Raw genomic sequence first — 5340 nt, 5'->3', positions numbered from 1 at the left:
TTCACCGAAAACGAAACCAATACCGAGCGCCTCGATGGCACCGCGAACCGCACGCCTTACGTCAAGGACGGCATCGACCGCTGCATCGTTCACGGACAGGAAGCGGCCGTGAACCCGGAGAAACGTGGCACGAAGGCGGCCGCGCATTATTCGCTGATGGTAGGACCGGGTGCGTCACACGTATTGCGTATGCGCCTCGTCCGGGATACGCGCGAGCAGGAGGCTTCGGCAGAGGACGGATACAGCGAAGCATTCGGCAGCGGCTACGACGAAATACTGAAAGCGCGCCATCGCGAAGCGGACGAGTTCTATGCGAAGGTCATTCCGGCATCGCTCGATGCGGACGAAACGAACGTGATGCGTCAGGCGCTTGCCGGCATGATGTGGTCGAAGCAGTTCTATTACTACGACGTCGACAGATGGCTGACCGAGCGCGGCTCCGATCCGTTCGATCCAAGGCGGCGCGCGCCGCGCAACGATCACTGGCATCACATGTACAACGCGGACATCGTCTCGATGCCCGACAAATGGGAGTACCCGTGGTATGCGGCATGGGATCTGGCCTTTCATGTCCTCGCGCTCACACTCGTGGATGAAGACTTCGGCAAGCAGCAGCTCGACCTGATGCTGCGGGAGCGTTATCTGCATCCGAGCGGACAGCTTCCGGCTTACGAGTGGAATTTCGGCGATGTCAATCCGCCGGTGCATGCATGGGCGACCATCTTTGCATATCGTCTCGAGCAATACCGTTACGGGCGCGGCGATCTCGTCTGGCTCGAACGGTCCTTTCACAAGCTGCTGCTCAACTTCACGTGGTGGGTGAACCGCAAGGACCGGGAGGGCAACAACGTATTCGAAGGCGGCTTTCTCGGTCTCGACAACATCGGCGTCTTCGACCGAAGCGCACCGCTGCCCACGGGCGGATATCTGGAACAGACGGACGGCACCGCATGGATGGCGTTGTTCTGCCAGAACATGCTCGAGATCGCCGTGCAGCTCGCGCTGAACAATCCTGCTTATGTCGATATGTGCGTGAAGTTCGTGTCCCACTTCCTGTGGATTGCATCGTCGATGCTACGCACCGGCGAAGGCAGCGGCATGTGGGACGAAGAAGACGGGTTCTTCTACGACGTGCTGAGATCGCCCGATGGCCGCGCCGAGCGGCTTAAGGTGCGCTCGATGGTGGGACTGCTGCCGCTACGCCGTCACGTCGTTCGATGGCGCGCTGACGGAGCGTTATCCCGATGCCTTCGAGAATCTCAAGCGGTTCTTCGCAGCGCGTCCGGAGATCATGGCTTCGATCCACGACCTGACGGCTAAGGGAGTCGCCGACCGCCGCATGGCTTCGATTCTCAACGAAGCGAACCTGCGACGCGTCCAGTCGAAGATGCTGGACCAGAACGAATTTCTGAGTCCGCACGGCATCCGATCGCTGTCCCGATACCACGCGGAGCATCCCTACGTCTACCGCACGGGTGAGCAGGAATACCGGGTTTCATACTTGGCGGCAGAATCCGACACCGGCATGTTCGGCGGGAATTCCAACTGGCGTGGCCCTGTGTGGATGCCCGTGAACGGTCTCATCATTCGCGCGCTGCTGCAGTATTTCAGCTACTACGGGAACGATTTCAAGGTGGAATGCCCGACCGGCTCAGGGCATCAGATGACGCTCTATGAAGTCGCTGAAGAGATCACCCGAAGGTTGTCGAGCATCTTCTTGCGCAACAGCGACGGCCACCGGCCGGTGCATGGCGGCAATCGAAAATTTCAAGACGATCCGCGCTGGCGTGATTGCCTGCTGTTCTACGAGTACTTCCACGGCGATAACGGCGCGGGACTCGGCGCCAGCCACCAGACCGGCTGGACCGGCATCATCAGCCGAGCGATGCATCTGTTCGCCACGACGACGCCGGAGCAGTTTCTGCAGGCTGCGAACCGTTGAGGAGTTAAAAGCGCTAGTCGCCTATGCGCAGGCCGGCGACCATGCGAAGACCGCCCACGCAATTGTTGCACGAAGCGGGGACTCACGATATCCAGGCGGTGACTATGGCTGGGGTGCGGCAACTCCTACTGGACGCACACCTTCGCCGGTTCTGGTGCACGCAAGGTGGTCCAGCTGAGCAACGGGCGCGTTCGCGTTTACTCAAAGCGCGCCGGGCTCACGTGTCGTGTACTCACTAGGCGGTTGACGGCGTGATTCTGGGGCATACCTTAAGGGTGCTTGAACGACGGAGTGAAGCATGTGCAAATTACACACCCATTCGCAAAGCGGGCGAGGCGATCACTACTTTTCTGGAGTTGGAATCCGCCGGTGGGCTGCTTCTCGTAGCGACAACCATTCTCGCGTTGATCTTCAGCAATTCGCCGCTTCAACAGGCCTACGATGATGTTTTGAAGATTCCGGTAGAGATTCGCTTTGGCTCGTTTTTGATCGCGAAGCCCCTTCTACTTTGGATCAACGATGGCTTGATGGCGGCCTTCTTTCTGCTAGGGAAACGCTGATTTATTCAGCTCGGTGGTCATCGTTTGCATAGCTGAGGACGTTATAGAAGGCAGCTCACGGAACAGACTCACGATGAAGAGGCAGATCGGTTTCGCGAAAGCGGAAATTGCGGGCAAGAAGAGAGTGACCAGACGCCAACGCTTCCTGGCCGAGATGGAGAAAGCAGTTCCATGGCAGCGCTTGTTGTCGGCAATCGAGCCGCACTATCCCAAGGGCACGCGAGGCCGCCCGCCGATGCTGTTTTGTGCAGCCCTGGCCATCGCAGTGCTGATTGCTCTGAATTTGCAGAATGCCACGCGCATCGCGCCTTATGTCATTGTCGGCGTTGTCCTGTGGATATTCGTTCTGAAATCCGGCGTTCACGCAACGCTCGCGGGGGTTGTCATTGCTTTCGCAGTGCCGCTAAATGCGACCGACACCGAGGGCTACGCCCCCCTGCATAAGCTGGAACACGGCCTTCACCCGTGGGTCGCCTTTGCCGTTTTGCCGATCTTCGCGTTTGCCAATGCCGGTGTCTCGTTCGCGGGTGTTTCACTCACGGCGCTGGCCGAGCCGCTGTCGTTGGGCATCGCCGCAGGTCTTTTCGTCGGCAAACTTATTGGGGTGTGCGGGGCGTGCGCGGCGCTGGTGTGGTTCGGGATGGCCAGACTTCCGGAAGGCGCGGACTGGCTCCAGATGTTGGGGGTTGCCGCATTATGCGGCGTTGGCTTCACCATGAGTCTGTTCATTGGTTCTCTGGCTTTTGAGGGTCCGGAATATTTCACGCCGCTCCGGTTGGGCGTGATCGCCGGATCAACGCTATCAGGCGTTACTGGTTACATGCTTCTTCGATTCGCGTCTCACTCTTCCGGGCAACGCGATCGAACCGGGGCGACTGATCGATCTGCTCCCGGATAAGAACATGTTGCAACTCGATACCCTGGAAACGCTGATGGCCGCCGTGCTGGTTTTGCTGGTCGGACGGCAGATTCTTGCCCGGACAGCCTTATTGCGCAAGTACAGTATCCCTGAGCCGGCCTTCAGCCGAATTCACCATCAGTCTTATTGCCGCCGATGAAGCTCCGGTTCGTCTTGAAGGCCGGCACCTTGATGGCAATGTCCTCTTGCCCACTGTGTGGCTAGCCAATTTTCTGAGCGAACGGGCTCTGGGACTTCAAGCCTTCAGGCCGGTCACGCAGTGATAGAGGGAATCGCCACGGTCGCGTCTTTCACGGCAGAGCCAAAGGACAGCCGATTGACAGCCAACTGATGTTTGACTTTCGGCGCAGAAAGTTACGAACTGCCCTGCCCAACACCATCTGCTGACGTTCGAAGGGCTATCGCTCAACGTCAGGAAGGGCCGAAAGTTTGGCGGACGAAACTCATGCACGAATGATCGCTGCACTTTCGAAGCTGTCGCAGCGGCTGCGTCGGGTCGAAGGGCTTATATGGGTCGGAAGTCTTCCGATGCGGTGCCGCTCGGCTTTTCATTGTCCGCAATCGCAGCACTGGCAGCGTTATTCCTGCGCCATGTGGCTGGCGGTTCGCCAAATTCTCGTTTGAATGCACGATTGAATGAGGCTTCCGATTCGTAACCGACAGTTTCGGCAACTGACGCCAGCGAGGCATCGGTGAGGCGAAGCTGATTCGCAGCTAGCTGCAAGCGCCACAACGATAGGTATTGCATCGGCGCGAGGCCGACCAATTCTGTGAAACGCTGTGCCAGCCCGGAACGCGAGATGCCCACTTCGCGGGCAAGCGCTTCGACGGTCCATGGATCTACCGGGCGCGCATGCATCCGGGCAAGCGCACGCGCGACGAAGCGATCCCGCAGTCCGGCTAACCAGCCCTTGCGATCGTCGGCCATCGTCGCGACGTAGCGGCGCACCGCTTCGATGAACAAGAGCTCTGCAAGCTTGGCTAGGACCGCGGCGCTACCGACTTCCGCAGAGGTCGCCTTCTGGGTTGCAAAGCGCAGCGATGATTCGAGCCACGACCCGTTCGATCCGCGCATATCAACCTTGAAAAGACGCGGCAGTGCGGAAAGTAAAGGGTTACGCGAGTTGTCATGCGTAGCGAGAAAGCCGCATACCAAGCGTGTGATCGCGCCTCCGCCACCGTAGGCAAGCTCCATCACTTGACCTGGCCTCATTTCTATCTGCGCGGTCAGCAACGGGCCCAAAAATTCTGGTGAGAGATCCGTAGAACTACCTAGGACGTGCGTCTCCCCTTGTGGCACCACGATGACATCGCCTGCTTGGACGTGCAACGCACCAGCCGAGTCGCCTGGCAGCATTGCCCAGCACGCTCCTTCTGTTACCAGATGGAACGAAACAATGCGTTCGGAAGGCGGCAAGTAGGCTGAACAAAGAGCGGAATCGGCGTGAGCGATAACACACCAGGGCGCGGAGAAGCAGCCGTCGAGATGAACCGCTCCCGTCAACTGGATGACGCGCAATACGTCGGAGAGAGCGTCCATAGTAGCGATCGGGCGATGTTGGAGCCGCGCACAAGAAAGCTGGAGGCTCGGCCATTCAATGTCGGTGCTGCAGTGCTGATACTAGCACCGTGCCTGAAGGCCACCACATGCAGCACGTCTGATTGACGGAATAAAGTCCACGCACAACGTCATTACTTCGCGAATCGATGGGAAGTGTGCGTTGTATGCGTCCGCTCCAGAAGTGTCAGGCAATTCCCTAGGTCCCTTCACGTTTCGAGCGTGTTTTTTCGGTGTACAACTATCGCGTTTTCTGGAGCAAGTCCATGTCAGCAGTGAATGCCCCCTGGCGGGCACCCAAACTCCCCCAGGGATGGGCACTTCAATTTCCCCCACCCGATGACCACCGGCTGAACTGCTG

At 58.7% G+C, this 5340-nt stretch carries 6 protein-coding genes and 1 pseudogene; 6 read left to right on the top strand and 1 reads right to left on the bottom strand.

What is annotated here, in order from left to right:
• The 6 genes and pseudogenes from AWB74_RS43250 to AWB74_RS46225 all read left to right on the top strand — a co-directional run.
• Positions 1–1320 (top strand): MGH1-like glycoside hydrolase domain-containing protein (locus AWB74_RS43250; protein ID WP_407642554.1); only part of this gene is annotated, 1320 nt, incomplete at its 5' end.
• A complete protein-coding gene (locus AWB74_RS48525; protein WP_200822119.1) occupies positions 1292–1942 on the top strand; it encodes an MGH1-like glycoside hydrolase domain-containing protein in 651 nt (216 codons plus the stop codon). The genes AWB74_RS43250 and AWB74_RS48525, both read left to right, overlap by 29 nt.
• A gap of 251 nt (positions 1943–2193) precedes the next feature.
• Positions 2194–2502: a Na+/H+ antiporter NhaA gene (locus tag AWB74_RS43245; protein WP_087039565.1), complete on the top strand. Its 309-nt coding sequence runs from the start codon at positions 2194–2196 to the stop codon at positions 2500–2502.
• Positions 2503–2575: 73 nt separating this feature from the next.
• Positions 2576–2740 (top strand): annotated as a pseudogene (locus AWB74_RS48035) (IS5/IS1182 family transposase); the annotation flags it as partial.
• Entirely contained in the window at positions 2738–3400 is a 663-nt protein-coding gene (locus tag AWB74_RS43240) for a Na+/H+ antiporter NhaA (RefSeq protein WP_235024937.1), read from the top strand. The pseudogene AWB74_RS48035 and the gene AWB74_RS43240, both read left to right, overlap by 3 nt.
• Before the next feature lie 4 nt (positions 3401–3404).
• Positions 3405–3560, top strand: a complete 156-nt coding sequence (locus AWB74_RS46225; RefSeq protein WP_143749507.1) for a sodium/glutamate symporter — start codon at positions 3405–3407, stop codon at positions 3558–3560.
• Positions 3561–3926: 366 nt separating this feature from the next.
• Here AWB74_RS46225 and AWB74_RS43230 read toward each other — a convergent pair whose 3' ends face one another.
• Positions 3927–4961 carry an AraC family transcriptional regulator gene (locus AWB74_RS43230; RefSeq protein ID WP_061152623.1) on the bottom strand — a complete coding sequence of 345 codons (1035 nt, stop codon included), beginning with the start codon at positions 4959–4961 and terminating at the stop codon, positions 3927–3929.
• Positions 4962–5340 lie beyond the last annotated feature (379 nt).

The organism is Caballeronia arvi, assembly GCF_001544695.2.
GTDB lineage: Bacteria > Pseudomonadota > Gammaproteobacteria > Burkholderiales > Burkholderiaceae > Caballeronia > Caballeronia arvi.
This window is presented reverse-complemented; position numbering and strand designations above follow the sequence as displayed.